General features: G+C 60.7%; 17 protein-coding genes and 1 tRNA gene. 10 read left to right on the top strand and 8 right to left on the bottom strand.

What is annotated here, in order from left to right; genetic code table 11:
• The first annotated feature begins 276 nt into the window (after window positions 1-276).
• The 6 genes from ARCT_RS0118360 to ARCT_RS0118385 all read left to right on the top strand — a co-directional run bounded on the left by ARCT_RS0118360 (window position 277) and on the right by ARCT_RS0118385 (window position 7,689).
• Entirely contained in the window at window positions 277-1,302 is a 1,026-nt protein-coding gene (locus tag ARCT_RS0118360; protein WP_027241379.1) for a BMP family protein, read from the top strand.
• A 15-nt stretch (window positions 1,303-1,317) separates the two neighbouring features.
• Entirely contained in the window at window positions 1,318-2,862 is a 1,545-nt protein-coding gene (locus ARCT_RS0118365; protein ID WP_027241380.1) for an ABC transporter ATP-binding protein, read from the top strand.
• Window positions 2,852-3,901, top strand: coding sequence for an ABC transporter permease (locus tag ARCT_RS0118370; RefSeq protein ID WP_027241381.1), 1,050 nt, complete (start codon window positions 2,852-2,854; stop codon window positions 3,899-3,901). Before ARCT_RS0118365 ends, ARCT_RS0118370 begins: the two co-directional genes overlap by 11 nt.
• A gap of 1 nt (window position 3,902) precedes the next feature.
• The gene (locus tag ARCT_RS0118375) at window positions 3,903-4,847 is read left to right on the top strand and encodes an ABC transporter permease (protein ID WP_027241382.1); all 945 of its coding nucleotides are present in this window, start codon (window positions 3,903-3,905) and stop codon (window positions 4,845-4,847) included.
• Complete coding sequence (locus tag ARCT_RS0118380) at window positions 4,847-6,127, top strand: amidohydrolase family protein (RefSeq protein ID WP_027241383.1); 1,281 nt, start codon at window positions 4,847-4,849, stop codon at window positions 6,125-6,127. Before ARCT_RS0118375 ends, ARCT_RS0118380 begins: the two co-directional genes overlap by 1 nt.
• 173 nt (window positions 6,128-6,300) lie before the next feature.
• Window positions 6,301-7,689: an MATE family efflux transporter gene (locus ARCT_RS0118385; protein WP_027241384.1), complete on the top strand. Its 1,389-nt coding sequence runs from the start codon at window positions 6,301-6,303 to the stop codon at window positions 7,687-7,689.
• Between the two features lie 72 nt (window positions 7,690-7,761).
• Here ARCT_RS0118385 and ARCT_RS0118390 read toward each other — a convergent pair whose 3' ends face one another.
• The 5 genes from ARCT_RS0118390 to ARCT_RS0118410 form a co-directional block, all read right to left on the bottom strand.
• Entirely contained in the window at window positions 7,762-8,451 is a 690-nt protein-coding gene (locus ARCT_RS0118390) for an ABC transporter ATP-binding protein (protein WP_027241385.1), read from the bottom strand.
• Window positions 8,448-9,212 (bottom strand): ABC transporter ATP-binding protein, encoded by a 765-nt coding sequence (locus tag ARCT_RS0118395; RefSeq protein WP_027241386.1) that lies wholly within the window; start codon window positions 9,210-9,212, stop codon window positions 8,448-8,450. Before ARCT_RS0118395 ends, ARCT_RS0118390 begins: the two co-directional genes overlap by 4 nt.
• Window positions 9,205-10,188 carry a branched-chain amino acid ABC transporter permease gene (locus ARCT_RS0118400; RefSeq protein WP_027241387.1) on the bottom strand — a complete coding sequence of 328 codons (984 nt, stop codon included), beginning with the start codon at window positions 10,186-10,188 and terminating at the stop codon, window positions 9,205-9,207. The genes ARCT_RS0118395 and ARCT_RS0118400 overlap by 8 nt, the downstream gene beginning before the upstream one ends.
• A 1-nt stretch (window position 10,189) precedes the next feature.
• Window positions 10,190-11,110 carry a branched-chain amino acid ABC transporter permease gene (locus ARCT_RS0118405; RefSeq protein ID WP_027241388.1) on the bottom strand — a complete coding sequence of 307 codons (921 nt, stop codon included), beginning with the start codon at window positions 11,108-11,110 and terminating at the stop codon, window positions 10,190-10,192.
• Window positions 11,111-11,172: 62 nt separating this feature from the next.
• Complete coding sequence (locus ARCT_RS0118410) at window positions 11,173-12,309, bottom strand: ABC transporter substrate-binding protein (protein WP_027241389.1); 1,137 nt, start codon at window positions 12,307-12,309, stop codon at window positions 11,173-11,175.
• A gap of 921 nt (window positions 12,310-13,230) precedes the next feature.
• Between ARCT_RS0118410 and ARCT_RS0118415 the strand changes: the two genes are divergently transcribed.
• Complete coding sequence (locus ARCT_RS0118415) at window positions 13,231-13,920, top strand: NnrU family protein (RefSeq protein ID WP_027241390.1); 690 nt, start codon at window positions 13,231-13,233, stop codon at window positions 13,918-13,920.
• Between the two features lie 56 nt (window positions 13,921-13,976).
• Here ARCT_RS0118415 and ARCT_RS0118420 read toward each other — a convergent pair whose 3' ends face one another.
• The 3 genes from ARCT_RS0118420 to ARCT_RS0118430 are packed head-to-tail and all read right to left on the bottom strand — an operon-like array spanning window position 13,977 to window position 17,020.
• Window positions 13,977-14,675 (bottom strand): GntR family transcriptional regulator, encoded by a 699-nt coding sequence (locus ARCT_RS0118420; RefSeq protein ID WP_027241391.1) that lies wholly within the window; start codon window positions 14,673-14,675, stop codon window positions 13,977-13,979.
• Window positions 14,676-15,830, bottom strand: a complete 1,155-nt coding sequence (gene argE / locus ARCT_RS0118425; RefSeq protein ID WP_379574805.1) for an acetylornithine deacetylase — start codon at window positions 15,828-15,830, stop codon at window positions 14,676-14,678.
• A 5-nt stretch (window positions 15,831-15,835) separates the two neighbouring features.
• Window positions 15,836-17,020 (bottom strand): M24 family metallopeptidase, encoded by a 1,185-nt coding sequence (locus ARCT_RS0118430; RefSeq protein ID WP_027241393.1) that lies wholly within the window; start codon window positions 17,018-17,020, stop codon window positions 15,836-15,838.
• Between the two features lie 163 nt (window positions 17,021-17,183).
• On the opposite strand from ARCT_RS0118430, the gene ARCT_RS0118435 reads away from it, so the two are divergent.
• From ARCT_RS0118435 to ARCT_RS0118450, 3 genes are all read left to right on the top strand, one after another.
• Window positions 17,184-18,560 carry an aspartate aminotransferase family protein gene (locus ARCT_RS0118435; protein WP_027241394.1) on the top strand — a complete coding sequence of 459 codons (1,377 nt, stop codon included), beginning with the start codon at window positions 17,184-17,186 and terminating at the stop codon, window positions 18,558-18,560.
• A 297-nt stretch (window positions 18,561-18,857) separates the two neighbouring features.
• Window positions 18,858-19,142, top strand: a complete 285-nt coding sequence (locus tag ARCT_RS0118445; protein WP_407691459.1) for a hypothetical protein — start codon at window positions 18,858-18,860, stop codon at window positions 19,140-19,142.
• Window positions 19,143-19,152: 10 nt separating this feature from the next.
• A tRNA-Ser gene (locus ARCT_RS0118450) sits at window positions 19,153-19,242 on the top strand.
• The last annotated feature ends 503 nt before the right edge of the window (window positions 19,243-19,745 follow it).

Here is a 19,745-nt window from a genome sequence, read left to right on the forward strand (position 1 = left end):
AACCAAACCCCGCCAAAACCTGCCCCGGCTGAAGAACCTGTTGCGGCCCTATGCGCTCCACCCGGCGTCCACGGAGATTTTTACCGGTGCCATCGGCGTGAAATTCTTTTGCAAAACACCAAAAATGCCAAACCGGGTACAGAGATGTGCAAAAATTGATCAACCTTCCCAAGATGCTACCGAATCTGCAAATGCGCCCTTGCCAGAACGGCGCGAAATTTTTACCCTTTGGACAAGATCTGCAAAGGGTCGACCTTTCAACACAGGGGAATTTTAATGACCAAATCCACTTTGGGCGCGCCGTCACGCCGTCATTTTCTAGCCAGCAGCGCAGCGCTCGCCCTCACAGCCGGTGCCGCACTCTCCCCTGCTAAACTCCTGGCAGCAGAGCCCATCAAAGTGGCCGGCATCTATACCGTCCCGGTTGAACAGCAATGGGTAAGCCGCATCCATGTGGCCGCGCTGGTGGCGCAGGATCGCGGCGACATCAGCTACAGCTATTCCGAAAACACCTCGAACTCTGACTATGCCCGCGTGATGCGCGAATATGCCGAGAGCGGCTACAAGATGATCATCGGTGAGATTTTTGGCGTCGAGGCCGAGGCGCGTGAAGTCATGGCGGACTACCCGGATGTTGCCTTCCTGATGGGCTCCTCCTTCAAAGAAGACGCCGCCGTGCCCAACCTGTCGGTCTTTGACAACTACATTCAGGATGCCGCCTACCTGTCGGGTATCATCGCCGGGGCAATGTCCAAATCCGGCAATATCGGCATGGTTGGGGGCTTTCCGATCCCGGAAGTGAACCGCCTGATGCATGCCTTCATGGCCGGCGCCCAGGAAATGAACCCGGAGATGAAGTTCCAGGTCTCCTTTATCGGCTCCTGGTTTGATCCCCCCAAGGCCAAGGAAACCGCCTTTGCCATGGCTGAAAATGGCGCCGATGTGCTTTATGCTGAACGCTTTGGCGTCTCGGATGCGGCCAAGGAAAAAGGCCTCCTGGCCATTGGCAACGTGATCGACACTCAGTCTGACTACCCGGACACGGTCGTGGCCTCGGCGATCTGGCATTTTGAGCCCACCCTGGACGCCGCCATTGCCGCTGTGCAGGCCGGCAGCTTCACCGCCAAAGACTACGGCATCTATTCCTTTATGGCCAAAGGCGGCTGTTCCCTGGCGCCCTATGGCACCTTTGAAGGCAAGATCCCGCAGGCAGCACTTGATCTCATTGCCACCCGCACTGCGGCGATCAAGGATGGCTCCTATACTGTTGCCATCAACGACGAAGAGCCCAAGTCTTCTTGATCTGGGCCTGATCGCATGACCACAGTAACAAAGGCGCAGGTTGTCCTGCGCCTTCAAGGCATTACCAAACGATTTGGTCCGGTCACGGCCAATGAAGAGGTGAGCTTTGATTTGCATCGCGGTGAAGTCATCGCGCTTTTGGGCGAAAATGGCGCGGGCAAGACCACGCTGATGAATATCCTGTTTGGCCAATATACCGCCGACGCCGGATCGGTTGAGCTGTTTGGCCAGCCGCTGCCCCCTGGTGCGCCCCGTGCGGCACTGGATGCGGGCGTCGGCATGGTGCATCAGCATTTCACCCTGGCCGATAACCTGACGGTCTGGGAAAATATCGTTCTGGGCGTTGATCACCTCGCTGGGCTGTCGCTGAAACCCCGACAGGTCAAATCCCGCATTCGCGCCCTGTCGCAACAGTTTCATCTGAAAGTGGACCAAAATGCCAAGGTTGGCCGCCTGACGGTGGGCGAACGCCAGCGGGTCGAGATCCTCAAGGCACTGTACCGCGACGCCAAAATCCTGATCCTGGACGAGCCCACCGCGGTACTGACCCCGCAAGAGGCCGAGGCGCTGTTTGCCACCCTACGCGAGGCGATTTCCACCGGCCTGTCGGTGATCTTCATCAGTCACAAGCTGCACGAGGTCATGGCGATCTCGCACCGTGTTGTTGTGCTGCGGCATGGCAGGTTGGTAGCGGAACGCGCCACCGATGCCACCAACCGCGAAGAACTGGCGGCGCTGATGGTGGGGGCGGAAGTCACCGCGCCCAGCATTGAAAACCGCGCACCCGGCGCGCCCCTGTTGTCCCTGCGCCGGGTCTGCACCCCGGATCACGGCGCGGCACCGGGGCTGAAATCGCTCACCCTCGACCTAGCGGCGGGGCAGATCACCGGGCTTGCCGGTGTTTCCGGCAATGGGCAGGCGGCGCTGTCTGATCTGCTCTCTGGCTTGATCAGCCCGGCGCGTGGCGACATGCAACTGGCGGGGAAGCTGGTGAAAAACTGGTCCCCCCGCACCGCCATCGCAAATGGCATCGCCCGCATCCCCGAAGACCGGCACAAAACCGGCACCATCGCCGATTTTGACCTCACCGAGAACGCCATTCTGGAAACCTATGCCAGCCGGTTCAGCCGTCGTGGCTGGATGAACTGGGCTGCCGCCCGCGCCTTTACCAAGGATCTGATCAAAACCTATGATGTGCGCTGCCCCGGCCCCGACATTCGCATTCGCCTGCTGTCGGGCGGCAATATGCAAAAGCTGATCCTGGGGCGCGTGCTGGAAGAAGCCCCCCAGATCATTCTGGCCAACCAGCCAGTGCGCGGCCTGGATATTGGCGCGGTGAACTATGTGCATGGCGAACTGGCCAAGGCCCGTGATCGCGGCGCGGCTGTCTTGCTCATCTCGGAGGATCTGGATGAAATCATGCAGCTTTCCGATGTGATTCACGTGATTTCTGAAGGGCGGCTTAGCCCAGGTTTTGCCCGTGGCACCAAGCGCCCCGAAGAGCTGGGCGCCTGGATGGCCGGCCATGGGTTTGACACGGAGGCCCCTGATGCGGCTTGAACCTATTGCCTCCCCCAGCCCGGCGCGGCGGATTGTGCCGCCTGCGCTGGCCATTGCCGCGACCTTTCTGGTCGCCGCGCTGTTGGCCCTGGTGGCCGGGGGCAATCCCTTTGCGGTCTTTGGCCTGATCCTGAAAGGCGCCTTTGGCTCGAAATTTGCCCTGCTGGAGACCCTCAACAGCGCCACGCCGCTGATCTTTACCGGGCTGGCCATTGCCGTCGCCTTTCGCGCCAAACTGTGGAACATCGGTGCCGAGGCGCAGCTATATGCCGGGGCGGTGCTGACCGTGATCCTTGGCACCGGTGCGCTGGGGCTGCCCAGCTATCTGATGCTGCCGCTCTGCGCTCTGGCCGCCATGCTGGCGGGCGCCTTGCTGCTGCTGGGGCCTGCCTTGCTGAAAACCCGGCTGGGCGTCGATGAGGTGGTGACAACCCTGTTGTTCAACTTCATCTTCCTGCTGTTTGTTTCCTACCTGCTCGAAGGGCCGCTGAAGGATCCCATGGGCATGGGCTGGCCGAAATCCGCCCGCCTGACACCAGAGGCCCGGCTGCCGCGTATCGTCGACGGCTTGCGGCTACATTGGGGCTTTGCCCTGGCGCTGGCCGCCGCCTTGGTGGTCTGGGTGATCAACACCCGCACCACGCTGGGATATGAGATGCGCGCGGTGGGCCAAAATGCCGAGGCCGCGGGGTTTGCCGGCATTCCCGTCACCCGCGTCATCCTGAAAACTGCGCTGCTGTCTGGCGGCCTGGCGGGGCTTGCGGGTTTCTCCGAGGTCTCGGGCCTGAAAGGCGCGCTGACGCTCGATCTGTCGCCCGGCTTTGGCTATACCGGCATCGTGGTTGCCATGCTGGCGCTGCTGCATCCCCTGGGTGTGGTGGTGGCGGCGCTGTTTGTCGCTGCCATTTTCGTGGGCGCCGACAGCATGAGCCGCGCCGTTGGCGTACCCAGCTATATTGCCGATATCATGCTGGCCTCGGCCCTGTTGTTCATGGTGCTGGCGATCCTGCTGACCAAATTCCGTGTGCGGAGAGACTGATATGGATCTGTTCGATATTCTGCTCTCTGCCAGTTTCTGGGCCGCCGCCATCCGCATTGCCTCGCCGCTAATCTTTGCCACCCTGGGCGAGCTGATCTGCGAGCGCGCCGGGGTGCTGAACCTTGGCATTGAGGGCATCATGGTGGCCGGCGCCTTTGCCGGCTGGATTGCGGTCTGGGCGGGCCTGCCGCTGTGGGGCGGTGTGGCGGTGGCGATGCTCACCGGCATGATGCTGGGGCTGGTGCATTCCATCCTCAGCGTGCCCTTTGGGCTCTCGCAACATGTGGTGGGCATTGGCCTGACACTGCTGGCGACCTCGCTGACCTTCTACACCTATCGCGTGGTGCTGCCCGAGGTGTCATCGCCGCCCAAAATCACCGCCTTTCAACCCTATGAAATTCCACTGCTGTCGGATCTGCCGCTGGTTGGCCCGGCGCTGTTTTCGCAAACGCCGCTGACCTATGCCGGGTTTATCCTTGCGGCGCTGACGGCGCTGGTGCTCTACCGTACCCCGCTGGGGCTGGCAGTGCGCGCCGCCGGAGAGAACCCCGCTGCCGTGGCCGCACAGGGCCTGTCGGTGACCGCAATCCGCATGGGGGCGGTGATTGTTGGCTCTGGCTTTATGGCTGTGGGCGGTGCGTTTTTGACCCTTTCGGCCTTTGACAGCTTCTTTTTCGATATGGTGAACGGGCGCGGCTGGATCTGTATTGCACTGGTGGTCTTTGGCGCCTGGAAACCCGGCAAGGCGGTGATGGGCGCCATTCTGTTTGCCGCCTTTGATGCGCTGCAAATCCGCCTGCAACAGACCGGCATTGGCGCCGTGGTCCCCTATCAGGTCTTTTTGATGTTGCCCTATTTCCTGTCCATTCTGGCCCTGGTGGTGATGTCACGCCGCGCCGAGATCCCAGCGGCGCTGATGGTGCCCTTCAACAAGGGAGAGAGATGATGTTTGACCTGCTGATCAAGGGTGGCACCCTGCCCGACGGCGCCCAGCGCGATATTGCCATCACAGGCGACCGGATTGCCGCCATCGAGCCAAAGATCGAGGCGCAGGCGCAAGAGGTGATCGACGCGACGGGCGATCTGGTGGCGCCGCCCTTTGTCGATCCACATTTCCATCTGGATGCAACGCTGTCTTATGGGCTGCCACGGGTGAATGCCTCTGGCACCCTGCTGGAAGGCATCTCGCTGTGGGGAGAGCTGCGCGATCAGACATCGGTTGACGAGATGGTCGAGCGGGCCCTGACCTATTGTGACTGGGCTGCCAGCCTCGGCCTGTTGACCATCCGCAGCCATGTAGACACCACGCCGGATCACCTCAACACCGTCACCGCCATGCTGGAGGTGCGCGATAAGGTGAAAGACTACATCGACCTGCAATTGGTCGCCTTCCCACAAGACGGGTTATACCGCAGCCCCACGGGGCGGGAAAACCTGCTGCGCGCACTGGATATGGGCGTCGAGGTTGTCGGTGGCATCCCGCATTTTGAGCGCACCATGGCCGATGGTGCCGCTTCGCTACGCGATCTATGCGAGATCGCTGCCCAGCGTGGCCTGATGGTGGATATACACTGCGACGAGAGCGATGATCCCCTGTCGCGCCATATCGAGACCCTCGCCTATGAGGCTCAGCGGCTGGGACTGCAAGGACGGGTTGCCGGGTCACATCTGACCTCGATGCATTCGATGGACAATTACTACGTCTCCAAACTGCTGCCGCTGATCGCCGAGGCCGGGATCTCTGCCATCCCCAACCCGCTGATCAACATCGTTTTGCAGGGCCGCCATGACAGCTATCCCAAACGGCGTGGATTGACACGGGTGAAGGAAATGCAGGCGCTTGGCATCCCGGTTGGTTGGGGGCAGGACTGCGTGCGCGATCCCTGGTACTCTCTGGGCACCGGCGACATGCTGGACGTGGCCTTTATGGGGCTACATGTGGCGCAGATGACCCACCCGGATGAAATGGCCCGCTGTTTCACCATGGTGACCGAGACCAACGCCCAGATCACCGGTGCGCAGGACTACGGGCTCAAGCGCGGCGCGCAGGCCTCTTTGGTGGTGCTGGACGCCGCCAATCCCACCGAGGCCGTCCGTTTGCGCCCCGCCCGTCTGGCGGTGGTGGCAAAGGGCAAGGTAATCGCCCGCAGCCCCCGTGGTGATGCCAAGCTGTCGCTGCCCGGTCGCCCGACCTCAGTACGGCGGCGTCATAGCCCCGGGGCTTGACCCCTCAGCAAATGCAGCCTAGCTAAGAGGCAGGCCGTAGACGCCTGCCTCCCGCTGACGCTTTGTCTTGGTAAAGCTCTACAACGTCCAATGACGATCTCTTTCCGCCAATCGCGCGGATGGCAACGCGGGACCCATCTTCACCTAGGCGATTGACTTGAGAGATATGGGATATGACTGACACCCCCACCAATACCTTCACCAATGGCCCATTGGCGGCCATCTATGTCAAAACTGCGCTGCCGATCATTCTGGTGATGGGCATGAATGGCCTGCTGTCGGTGACCGATGCGCTGTTTCTGGGCATCTATGTCGGGCCGGATGCGCTGGCTGCCGTCACCTTGATGTTTCCAATCTACATGCTGATTGTGGCGCTTTCGACGCTGGTCTCAAACGGCATGTCCAGCCTGCTGGCGCGGGCCTTTGGGGCGCAAGACCTTACCCGCGCGCGCGGCATATTTGCCGGCGCGCATGGGCTGGCGCTTGGCCTTGGGCTGGGGCTAATTACTCTGTTCTTCTTTCTCGGCCGCCCCATGGCGCTGCTGGTTGCAGGGGGGGCAGAACACTTGGCCCAGATGGGGCTGATTTACCTGCAAATCACCGTGTTTTTCTCGCCCCTGCTGTTTGTGCTCTCGGTCAATTCGGACGCGCTGCGCAACGAGGGGCGGGTTGGTTTTATGGCACTGATGAGCCTGCTGGTCTCGATCGCCAATATCGGCTTCAACTATGTGCTGATTGCCCTGCTTGATATGGGCGTGGCCGGGTCGGCCTATGGCACGGCGGCGGCGCAGGCGCTGGCCTTTGCCATCATCCTGTGTTTCCGCCTCATCGGCCCAACCGAGCTGCGCCCGGCAGTGCTGCTGCGCAATTCCATGCTGCGCCACTGGGGGCGAATTCTGGCGCTGGGGGCACCGCAAAGTCTCAACTTTCTGGGGCTCGCGCTGGGGTCTGCGGCGATCATCACGGCGCTGCAGTGGTTTGGCGGCGCCAACTATCCAGACACGGTATCGGCCTATGGCATCATCACCCGCGTTATCACCTTTGCCTTCCTGCCGCTTTTGGGCCTGTCCTTTGCGATGCAGACCATCACCGGCAACAACTATGGCGCAGAGCTGTGGCACCGCTCTGATGCCAGCCTGCAGATCGCGCTGGTCGCCGCCTTTGTCTATTGCACCCTGGTCCAGGTGGTGGTGATGAATTTGCCGGCGCAGATCGCCGGTGCCTTTGTCGAAGACCGGGCCGTGATTGCCGAGGTGGCCCGCATCCTGCCGGTGATGACCTGTGTTTTCTTCCTGATGGGGCCGCTGATGATGATGGCCAGCTATTTTCAGGCCATCGGCTCTGCCACCAGAGCCGCCATCCTGGGGCTCAGCAAGACCTATGCCTTTGCCATCCCACTCACCTTTTTGCTGCCGCTGCAGTTTGGCGAGATCGGCGTCTGGTATGCCGGGCCCCTGGCCGAGGTGATGCTCTGCCTTCTCACCGTGCTGGTGCTGTGGAAACTGGCGCAAGGCAGCCCGCTGCGGTGGGGGCTTTTTCATCCACACAACGGCGCGCCTTAGGCCCAGCACAAAACAGAATAACGGCCGTGGGAGCCTATGCCCCACGGCCGTTCTGATCCGTCTGTGGAGGTGTCAGACGCCGAGGAAACGATCCGTCAGCTCGGGCGTCAGCTCTGCCATGCTGCCCGACCAAACCGTTTCGCCCTTGTTCAGGATCACTGCGGTGTCCGCCACCTGGGCCAGCTCTTTCAGGGTCTTATCCACCACCAGAATCGACATCCCGGTCTGCGATTTCAGCTGTGCAATCGCCGCCCAGATCTCTTGTCGCACCACCGGGGCCAGACCCTCGGTGGCCTCGTCCAGGATCAACAGGCGCGGGTTGGTCATCAGGGCGCGCCCGATGGCCAGCATCTGTTGCTCGCCCCCCGACAGCGAGGCCGCCTTTTGATCGCGCCGCTCTGCCAGACGTGGAAACAGCGCGGCCACCCGGTCAAAATCCCAATCCCCCGGACGCGCCGCAGCACTCAGGTTTTCCTCCACCGTCAAGGGCGCAAAGCAGCGGCGCCCCTCGGGCACCAGGCCAACCCCGAGCCGGGCAATGCGATGTGATTTCATCTGGCGCAGATCGGCCCCGGCAAACTGCAGCTCCCCGGTCGCGGCCGCCAGCATGCCGCAGATCACCTTGATCGTGGTGCTTTTGCCCATGCCATTGCGCCCCATCAGCGCCAGAACCTCGCCCTCACCAATCGACAGATCAACACCAAACAAGGCCTGCGACGGACCATATGAGGCCGTCAGCCCCAGAACTTTCAACAGGCTCATGTCAGCTCCTCCTCCCCCAGATAGGCCCGGCGCACCTCTGGGTTGTTGCGGATCTCATCGGCGGTCCCGGTGGCGATCACGGTGCCATAGACCAGAACCGAGATCCGGTCAGCCAGGGCAAAAACCGCGTCCATATCGTGCTCTACCAGCAGGATCGGAGCCTCCTGGCGCAGACTGTCCAGAAAGGTGGTGAGATCTTTTGACCCGCTGGCGCCAAGTCCTGCCATGGGTTCATCCATCAGGAACAAACGTGGTTTTAGAGTCAGCGCCACCGCCACCTCCAGCTGGCGGCGCTGGCCATGGGACAGATCAGCGGTACGTTGCTGCCCGGCCTGCGCCAACCCGACCCGCGACAGGGCCTCCTGCGCGGTGGCCAGCAAAGCCGCGTCCTTCATTACATTGCGAAACAGACCCAGCCGACCGCCGCGGGCGCGGCGCGCGCCAAGCGCGCCAAGAACCGCGTTTTGCAGCACCGAGAATTCCATCGCCAACGAGGAAATCTGGAAAGTCCGCCCCAGCCCCATCCGCGCCCGTGCAACGGTATCCAGCGCGGTGACATCCCGCCCCAGCACCTCGATACGTCCGGAATCTGGGTGCAGCCCGCCCGAAATCTGTTTGATCAGGGTCGATTTCCCAGCCCCGTTGGGGCCGATCAGCGCGTGGATTTCTCCCGGGCGCAGATCCAGTGAGACATCATTGCTGGCTTTCAGCGCGCCAAAGCTTTTGCACAGGTTGTGGACCTGCAGAACCGGATCAGTCATGCGCCACCTCCCGGCCCAGCAGGGCACCAATCAACCCACCGCGCGCAAACAGCACCATGCCCAACAGCAGCAGCCCCAGGAAGATCTGCCAATATTCGCTGATCCCACCAAGAAGATGTTCGAGCAGGATATAGACCGCCGCGCCCACAACGGGTCCGTAAAGCCGCCCCACCCCGCCAAGAATGACAAAGATCATGATCTCACCGCTGGTGTGCCAGCTCAGCATCGTCGGGCTGACAAACCGGTTGAGATCAGCAAACAGCGCCCCGGCCAATCCGGTGATCGCGCCCGAGATCACAAAGGCCATGAGCCGCAGTTTGAACGGCGCCAGGCCAACAGTTTGCACCCGGTCCTCTGATTGACGGGCGGCAGAGAGCGCCAGACCAAAGCCAGATTGCGCCAACCGCGCAGAGATCCACAGCGTCAGATAGAGGAGCCCAAAGGCAACAGCAAAGAACTGGATCGGGTCAAGCGTATTCAGCCCCGGCATCTCGTTGCGGACCCAGATCGACAGGCCATCCTCGCCGCCATAGGCAGACCAGCTGATGGCGAAATAATACAACATCTGGCCAAAGGCCAAGGTGATCATGATGAAATAGACCCCCGAGGTGCGCAGCGACAGCGCCCCGATCACCAGCGCCGCGGCGGCGCTTGCCAGCACGGCCACCAGCCAGATCAGCGGCATCTGATTGCTGCCCTCAAACAAAAACGGCCAGGTAAACAGCGGCTCATAATTCTGCGCATGCGAGGCCAGAATGCCCATGGCATAGCCGCCGATGCCAAAAAACGCCGCGTGGCCAAGGCTGACCAGGCCGCCCAGCCCCAGGGCGATGTTCAACCCGACGCCCGCCAGCGCCAGGATGGCAACCTTGGTTGCCAGGGTGATGACAAAGGGGTCGTCCATTTGCCAGGCCATCAGCGGCACCGCCAGCAGCGCCAGCAGCATCGCTGCATTAAACAGTCTCTCGCGCCCCATCTTATGCGCTCCCCCCGAATAGGCCGGATGGGCGCACCAAAAGCACAGCCGCCATCAGGATATAGATCAACATAGAGGCCAAAGAGGCCCCCAACGAGGCAGCCGCAGCAGGCTCCATCAACAGCGCAAACAGCCGTGGCAGGAACACGCCGCCCAGGGTATCCGTCAGCCCCACCAAAAGCGCGCCAACCAGCGCCCCCTTGATCGAGCCGATACCGCCGATGACAATGACCACAAAGGCCAGGATCAGCACCGGCTCCCCCATGCCAACCTGCACCGACTGGATTGCGCCAACCAGCGCCCCCGCCAGACCAGCAAGCGCGGCGCCCAGCGCAAAGACCAGCGTGTAGAGTTTGGAGATATCAACGCCCAGTGCCGCAATCATCTCGCGGTCGGCCTCGCCAGCGCGGATTTGCACGCCGATGCGGGTCCGCGCAATCAGCCAGAACAAGCCAGCACCGACCACCAGACCAATGACGATGATCGCCAGACGGTAGAGCGGATATTGAATTCCCCCCGGCAGCATCACCGGGCCAGACAGATAGCTCGGCACATCCAGAAACAGCGGAAAGGAGCCAAACAGCCAGCGGGTGCCCTCAGAAAAGATCAGGATCAGCGCAAAGGTCGCCAAAACCTGATCCAGATGGTCGCGATCATACAGGCGACGGATGACCGTGACCTCCACCAGCGCACCAGCAGCAGCGGCAGCGGCAAGACTGGCCATCAGCGCCAGCACAAAGGAGCCGGTCCAGCCTGCCACAGCGGCGGCGGCAAAGGCTCCCACCATATACAGCGCACCATGGGCGAGGTTGATCAACCCCATGACACCAAAGACCAGCGTCAGACCAGCAGCCATCAGGAAGAGCATGACCCCGAACTGCAAACCGTTCAGGACCTGCTCAAGAATGAGAATAAGAGACATGAGGGGATTTCTTTCCTTGGGTCGGGGCCACGACAGCGCGCGGCCCCACCTTTCAAGGTCGTTTACATATTGCACTCGGATGCGTAGGCGTCCGCGTGATCGGTCAGGCCGGTGGCGATGATCTTGTTGGTAAAGACATCGCCTTCCTGGATCACTTCGCGCACATAGATGTTTTGCACCGGGTGGTGGTTGTTGCCAAATTTGAAATCACCACGCACCGAGTCAAACTCAGCAGCTTCCAGGGCCGCGCGGAAGGCGTCCTGATCTTTGACATCGGCCTTGTCCAGCGCGCTGAGGATCAGGTTGGCGGTGTCAAAACCCTGGCTTGCATAGAGCGACGGCAGACGGCCGTATTTGGCCTGGAAATCCGCAACAAAGGCCACATTGGCCGCATTGTCGATATCCTTGTTCCACTGCGAGGTGTTCTTGATGCCCAGCGCCGCGGCGCCCACCGCCTGCAGGATACCCTGATCAAAGCTGAAGGCCGGGCCGACAACTGGCAGGTCGACGCCGCTGTCGGCATATTGCTTGAGGAAGGAAATCCCCATGCCACCGGGCAGGAAGAAATAGACCGAGTCCGCACCTGAGGCCCGGATCTGCGCGATCTCGGCGGCATAGTCGGTCTGGCCCAGCTTGGTGTAGATTTCACCCGCCAGTTCCCCGCCATACATGCGCTTGTAGCCGGTCAGCGCATCCTTGCCCGCCGGATAGTTCGGCGCCAGAACAAAGCTGTTTTTCAGGCCCGCATCATTGGCATAGGCACCGGCAGCTTCGTGCAGGTTGTCATTCTGCCAGGCGACGTTGAAATAGTTCTTGTGGCAGCGCTTACCCGCCAGCGCCGAAGGACCGGCATTCGGAGAAAGGTAGAACACCCCCTGTGCGGTTGCCGCAGGCACCACCGCCATGGCCAGGTTCGACCAGATGATCCCGGTCATGATATCGACCTTTTCGGACTGGATCATGCGGTCGGCAATCTGCACGGCGCTTTCGGGTTTGCGCTGATCGTCCTCGATCACCACCTCAACATCGTCGCGCCCTGCGGCCTCAATGGCCAGCATAAAGCCATCGCGCACGTCAACGCCCAGCCCAGCGCCACCGCCGGACAGGGTTGTGATCATGCCAATTTTGGTATCGGCCTGCGCCGAAAGCGCCAGGGTCGACACAGCCGTTGCCATCGCAAGTGATTTCAGGATTCTCATTATTCACATTCTCCCATAGTACTTTAGTGTGCTTGCCCTGCGTTGGTCGCAGGTGCCATGACGTTACTATCCCCACATCAGGTGAGGGGCGCCAGTTATTCTTGCCCAATCCGGTGCCCTCAAAGCTGGGGCCTGACGAAAACCGGGCAGCCCCAAGATGTCGCAGGGCAGGTCTTGTTGAAAACTGTAAGCGGCAAATGTCGATTGTTTCAAGGTTAAAATATTGAACCCTAAAACACCAACCCGGAATTCACGCCTGTCGAAAGTCCCGGGGCCAACTAATCTACACCTATAATGGTCCGACCTATGAGAGTTTGAAAAGCACCCTCCAAATCAGAGAGACAGCAAAACCTCTCCCCGCTATGCGGCCAGGTCGCGCGCAGAAACACGTACAGGAACATGACCCCTGGAAACCATTTCCCCTGCTCCTGCCCAGCGCTATTATTGTGTCCTGATAAGGGATTGAAACAGTTTTCACCGCTGGATCTGATCGCTGCAACGCCGCGTGTTCATGCCGCGGCCAGGACAAACGCCGCCGTGACAACAGGGCAAATGACACATCCCAAAGAACGCCAGACGGATGGGGGTGGTCACACCCGGCCAGGGGCAGGACATTTCCCGCAAAGCGCGCCGGGGTCGCCAGCACCAGGCGCACAAAATATAAGCTCAAAACCCGTCCGGCAACCAGGGCGCGGGCCGCAGGGCCAAGCGATACACATATCAGCCCAGCCATGGCCCTGTCTCCAACCGCACCGATTCCCAGCGGATGCACAGCCAGGCCGGCACCACACTCCGCACAAAGTCCTCCACTGATTTACGCAGTTTGTCCCCTGTCCGGGTGTTTTCTAAACCCAAGCTATGATCTATCAACATGACGCGGCCCAGATTGCTGATCCAGCACCTAGAGGGAGTTTGATTAAAATGAATGATTGGCTGAACTTTGCGCTTTCCCTTGCTGCTTTCCTGAGCAGCCACATCATCCCCCGCATTGGTAGCCTGCGCGACAGGCTGATCGCCAAGCTGGGGCGGCAGATCTATTTCTCGCTCTATGGCGCGCTGTCGCTGGTCCTGTTTGCCTGGGTGATCGTCGCCGTTGGCGCGGCACCGCGGGTCGAGATTTGGCCACAGTACCCCTGGATGCGCTGGATCCCCAATCTGGCCATGCCGCTGGTCTTTGTGCTGGTCTTTTGTGGCTTGGGCCTGCGCTGCCCCAATACTTTGGGCTCCAAACAGGGGGCGGAATTTGACCCCTCGAATCCCGGCATTGCCGCTGTGAGCCGCCACCCCTTGCTGCTGGCTCTGCTGATCTGGGCTGGCGCGCATCTGGTGGTCAATGGCGAGCTGGCCCATGTCATTCTGTTTGGCACATTTGCCAGTTTCCCGCTTATTGCCATGTGGGGTTTTGACAGGAAATCCGCGCGCCTGATGGGAGAGCACGCAGAGACGTTTTTTGCGCTGACCTCCTGGCTGTCATTCAGACCCTTGATACGCCGCCACTGGTGGCGCCAGAACCTCGGCGCTTTGGCACCGCGCTGCCTGCTGGGGCTTCTGTGCTGGGCCGCGCTGTTGCCGCTGCACGAAGCAGTGATTGGCGCCTGGCCGTTTCCCTGATGGGGATTGGGCTGGCTTGCGAGAACAGCTGGCGGGACTGGCCCGTCAAAGGCGCCCTAACGGCTCTTGAGCTGAAGCCGTTTGAGGCTCATCGAGATATGCGCCCGCTGGATATGCGCAACGGCCTCGACATCACCGGCGCGCAGGGCCAGCTGAATGGCCTCCAGCTCATGCTGGAAGATGCGGAACTCTTCTTCCAGATCCAGCTGGGCCTCTTCCGCCGCCCGCAGCCATAGCCGCTTGGTCTGGAAATAGAACCGTTCAAGGGTCTGTCGCAGGGGCAGGTTGGCGGTCAGGTGCAGCAGCACCTGAAACACATCTATGTCAAACTGCGTAAAGGCCCGGGCTGTACCACTCACGACGATATCCGCGCCGCGCTGCACCAGCTGATCAAACGCGGCGATAAAATCCGCATCCGGCAGCACCGGATCCAGCCGCGCGGTCAGGGCGATCAGCTCAACCCGCAGGCGATAGACCTGCTCAAGCTCGGTCAGGTCGGCATCCGTGACTACGGTGCCCACACCATGAACAGACTGCACCAGGCCCTCGTCCTCCAGCCGGGCCAGAACCCGGCGGATCGGCGTGCGGCTGGTGCCAAACTCCTCCGCCAGGGCTGCCTCGGAGAGGCGCATTCCCGGCAGGTAGTCCAGCAGGCAGATCCGCTGACGGATCTCGTGATGCATCAAGGCATGACGGTCCCGCACCGAAAGACCTGCATCCTCCAAAGCCTCTTGTGGTGACAGTGTATCGCTCACCTAAAGATATCCCCTCAATCGCTGCAAAACAGTGAGGCACTGATCCAATTGATCCAGGGCCAGATACTCATCCGCCTTATGCGCCTGAGCGATGGAGCCCGGACCACAGACCACCACATCCATGCCAAGTGCCTGAAAAATACCCGCTTCGGTGCCAAAGGCAACCAGATCAGCCCCGTTGGCTCCTGTCAGCTCTGCCATAATGCGGCGGGCCTCGTTCTGCTCCATAGGCACCAACCCGGCGACCTCACCGATGGTCTCCAGGGTGATATCCGCCTCGGGAAAGATCTGGCGCATTTCCGGCAGCAGCTCATTTTCGCAGAGCTGGCGCAGGGCGGTTTTTACAAAATCAGCATCGCTGGCGCAGACCGGGCGCATTTCCCAATCCACCTGCGCCTTTGAGGCGATGACATTATGGGCGACTCCGCCCTGCAGCGCCCCCACATTGACTGTGGTCCAGGGCGGGTCAAACCGGCTGGCCGCAGGGGCCATGCCGCGCAGGCGCTGCTTGAGCTGCAAAAGCTCCGCCACATAGCGCACCGCATATTCCACCGCATTGATACCCAGATCCGGGGCCGAGCCATGCCCTTCGAGCCCATGAAAATGGGTGCTGTATTCATAACAGCCCTTGTGGCCCTCGATCACCCGCATTTCTGTGGGCTCACCGATGATGGCCACCCCCGGCGTCAGCCCGCGGCCCTGCAGATCTGCTGCCAGATGCTGGGCGCCAAAACAGCCAACCTCTTCGTCATAGGTAAAGGCAAAATGTATCGGCCGCGCGCTGACCTGCGCCGCGTAGGACGGTGCCAGGGCCAGGGTGGCGGCGATAAAACCTTTCATATCGCAGGCGCCACGACCATATAGCCGCCCCTCCCGCTGTGCCATGACAAAGGGATCGCTGCTCCAGTCCTGATCCGTCACCGGCACCACATCGCTATGGCCCGACAGCAAAATGCCGCCGTCCACCTCTGGCCCCAAGGTGGCAAAGAGATTGGCCTTCCTGCCACAGGGGGAGGAGGTGATATCAACCTTGGCGCCGCAGTCCTCCAGCAGCCCTGCCGTATAGGCAATCAGCGCCTGATTGCTGTCGCTGGACAGGGTGGGAAAGGCAATCAGATCACCCAGGATCTCGCAGGTGCGATCCCGCAATTCCACCGGCCTCACCCCTTGACGAAGAGCTTGCGCTCAACATCACACAGCGTCTCTGCCGCGCCATCTTTGGTGATCAAAATGGTCTCGGTGGTCTCTAATCCCCAGGTGTCCATCCAGAGAGCCGGCATAAAGTGAAAGACCATGCCCGGTTCCAGTACAGTTGTGTCCTCGCTGCGGATCGAAGCACTGCGCTCCCCCCAGTCTGGTGGGTAGCTGAGCCCGATGGGATAGCCGCAGCGCCCCTCGCGGTGGATGCCATGGCTTTTCAGGACATCAATAAAGGCATTGGCGATGTCACAGGTGCGATTGCCCGCCCGCGCCGCCTGCAACCCGGCCTCGATGCCCTCCAGCTGCGCCGCCTCGGCCCGCAGCACCTCTTCTGGCGGTTTGCCCAGATAGACCGTCCGGCACAGCGGCGCATGATAGCGGCGGTAGCAGCCAGAAAGTTCAAAAAAGGTCGCCTCTCCCTCGCGCATCGGCGCCCCATTCCAAGTGAGATGCGCCGCCGTTGCATCCAGCCCCGAGGGCGTCAGCGGGACAATGGCCGGGTAGTCGCCCCAGAGATCATCCACCCCGGTGATCCCGGCATGATAGATATCCGCCACCAGATCGTTTTTGCGCAGCCCCGGTTCAGCCCGCTCAATCGCGACCTGCATGACCTTTTCGGTGATCCGGGCGGCATTGCGCACAAAGGCAATCTCATCCTCGGATTTCACCAGCCGCTGCCAGTTGACCAGAGCGGTGGCATCCAGCATCTGCGCCTGCGGCAGCTCGGCCACCAGCACGGCATGGGCCTTGGCGGAGTAGTAGTAATTCTCCATCTCGACACCAATGCGCGCGCCCTCAAAGCCAAGCGCGCGAATATGGCCTGCCAGATCCTGCATCGGGTGGCGCTCGGTCGATTGCACATAGTGGTCGCCGTAACCGTGGATATGCTCAGCGGACATCCAGCAGGTGCGCCCTGCCCCGATACTGTCCATATGCCGCCCCCACCAGATCGGCTCCCCTTCGAGCCCCAAGAGCACCCCCTGATGCACATAGAATGACCAGCCATCATAGCCGGTCAGCCAGGCCTGGTTTGACGGGTCAGTCACAAACAGCAACTCGATCCCGGCCTGGTGCATGGCCGCACGGGTCTTGGCGATGCGGCGATCGTATTCAGCGCGGCTGAACGGGGCATTTCCTGGGGCCAATGAGGTATCCTTCCTGAGGTATAAGGAGTTGTGATGTGTACAACAGTAAAAACATCATGGAGTTTCTTCCCGATTACTGCCAAGTTTCACCCCAAAGGCAAGTGATTCATTTGTCGTTGTACACAAATGCGTAAATTCTACGCGACAGATACGGGAAGATATGATGCTGAAGAACGATCAATTAGACAGCTGGGACCGCGACAACTTCTTTCACCCCTCCACCCATCTGGCACAACACGCCCGTGGTGAAAGCCCCTCGCGGGTGATCAAAACCGCCAACGGCGTCCATATCGAAGACCGCGATGGCAACCGGCTTCTGGATGCCTTTGCCGGGCTTTACTGTGTCAATGTCGGCTATGGCCGCCCCGAAATTGCCGAAGCCATTGCCGCCCAGGCCAAAGAGCTCGCCTATTACCACTCCTATGTGGGCCATGGCACCGAGGCCTCAATCACCCTATCCAAGATGATCCTGGACCGTGCACCGGCCAATATGTCCAAGGTCTATTTTGGTCTCGGCGGCTCGGACGCCAATGAAACCAACGTCAAACTGATCTGGTACTACAACAACATCCTGGGCCGCCCCGAAAAGAAAAAGATCATCTCGCGCTGGCGCGGCTATCACGGCTCGGGGCTGGTCACCGGCTCGCTTACCGGGCTTGAGCTGTTCCACAAGAAATTCGATCTGCCGCTGGCCCAGGTGCTGCACACCGAAGCGCCCTATTATTTCCGCCGCAAAGATCAGACCCAAAGCGAAGAACAATTTGTCGCCCATTGCGTCGCGGAGCTGGAAGCCATGATTGAGCGCGAAGGCGCCGACACCATCGCCGCCTTTATTGGCGAACCGGTCCTGGGCACCGGTGGCATTGTTCCGCCCCCCGCAGGCTATTGGGCCGCAATTCAGGCCGTTCTGAAAAAGCACGACATCCTGCTGGTCGCCGACGAGGTGGTCACCGGCTTTGGCCGTCTGGGCACCATGTTTGGCTCTGATCACTATGGGCTGGAGGCCGATATTATCACCATCGCCAAAGGCTTGACTTCGGCCTATGCCCCCCTGTCCGGCTCCATCGTCTCTGACAAGGTCTGGAAAGTGCTGGAGCAAGGCACCGATGAAAATGGCCCCATCGGCCATGGCTGGACCTATTCCGCCCATCCCATTGGCGCAGCGGCCGGGGTGGCCAACCTCAAGCTGATTGACGAGCTGAATCTGATCGAGAACGCCGGCTCAACCGGCGCCTACCTGCAGCAAAGCATGCGCGACGCCCTGGGCGATCACCCCCATGTTGGCGATATCCGTGGCGAAGGCATGCTCTGTGCCGTGGAATTTGTACAGGATCGCGACAGCCGCACATTCTTTGACGCCGCTGACAAGATCGGCCCCCAGATCTCTGCCGCTTTGCTGGCGCAGGACAGCGTCATCGCCCGCGCCATGCCGCAGGGCGACATCCTGGGCTTCGCGCCCCCCTTCTGCCTCAGCCGCAGCGAGGCCGACACCGTGGTGGCAGCAACCAAACGCGCCGTCGAGGCCGTGCTCCCCAGCTAAACCAACAGTGCCGGGCCAAGGTTCTCCCCTGAGAACAGCCCCAGCCTGATGAAAAACAAACCGGCCCGCATTGCCGCGGGCCGCCTCCGCCACCCCGGTAAATCAAGCGATCTTGCCCCCGAGATGCGCACTGAACCAAGTCACCCAAATCTGTCAGAGCCTGCAGCAGACGCGCCTTTCATGCTTCGCGTCTTTCGTTGCGAGGAGGTGTGAAACTGTCGGATCTGGCGCTCTACGGACCTGTGGTCTGGCGCGCAGGAACCTCGCCATCCATGGTATCCATGGCATCGTCGCGCTCTGGTCGTGGGCGGCGCGGTGGATGTTATGGTCGCTTTGCCAGGGCGGCTATTCTGTAGCTTACGAATTCCAGCCTGTGTCTGGATTCTGGCCCGTGTCTGGATTCTGGCCCGTGTCTGGATCCTGGCCAAGGACAAATCAAAAAGCATCGCCAGGACAGCCACGCTGCGCGACCAGCGCGACAAAGTGCTGCTCATCGAGGCGAAAAACACCTGGATCAGGCATTTTTCAAGGCGTCCAGAAATATGTGATTTTCTCCTTGTCTCCCTGGGCAACCTTCTCTAAACGGGTCCGCGGAGATGTGGCCGAGTGGTCGAAGGCGCTCCCCTGCTAAGGGAGTAGGCCCGGAAGGGTCTCGAGGGTTCGAATCCCTTCGTCTCCGCCATTACATCCAAATTTACGGCGCTATTTCAACCAATTGGGGCACCCACCCAACCGGGTACCTCCCAATTTTCCCGCCATTCCACACGAAGATAAAACCCAATAGCGCCACTATTCACAGTCCTGAAAAAACGCGCGGCCTCATTTACGTCCAGCGGGTGAGCATAGTTTTGGATGAACTCAACATTAGTTTTCTGCTCAAACCATTTGATTCTTTGCCGATGCTTTTCATATGTCCGCCACCACATGCCAGAAGGCTTGCGCGCAATGCAGTGGGCAGCCCCCGGCGCGCCGCCCAGCGCCATGCGCAGTTTGTTGGCGCGCCTCGATAGCCTATCATGACGCTCTTCTGATTGACTGCCATAAGCGCAATTCGAACTTGGCCAGAGACCGCTTCCGCGCCTGACAAATCTCAACTCGGAGTTCCACCGCGGGTCACCTCGGGCAGGGCTGTGTAGTGGATCCTGGAGTATTTAGTGTCGTAGCAAAAGCCTGCAACCTGCTTTT

It is taken from the genome of Pseudophaeobacter arcticus DSM 23566 (assembly GCF_000473205.1).
Taxonomy (GTDB): Bacteria; Pseudomonadota; Alphaproteobacteria; order Rhodobacterales; family Rhodobacteraceae; genus Pseudophaeobacter; species Pseudophaeobacter arcticus.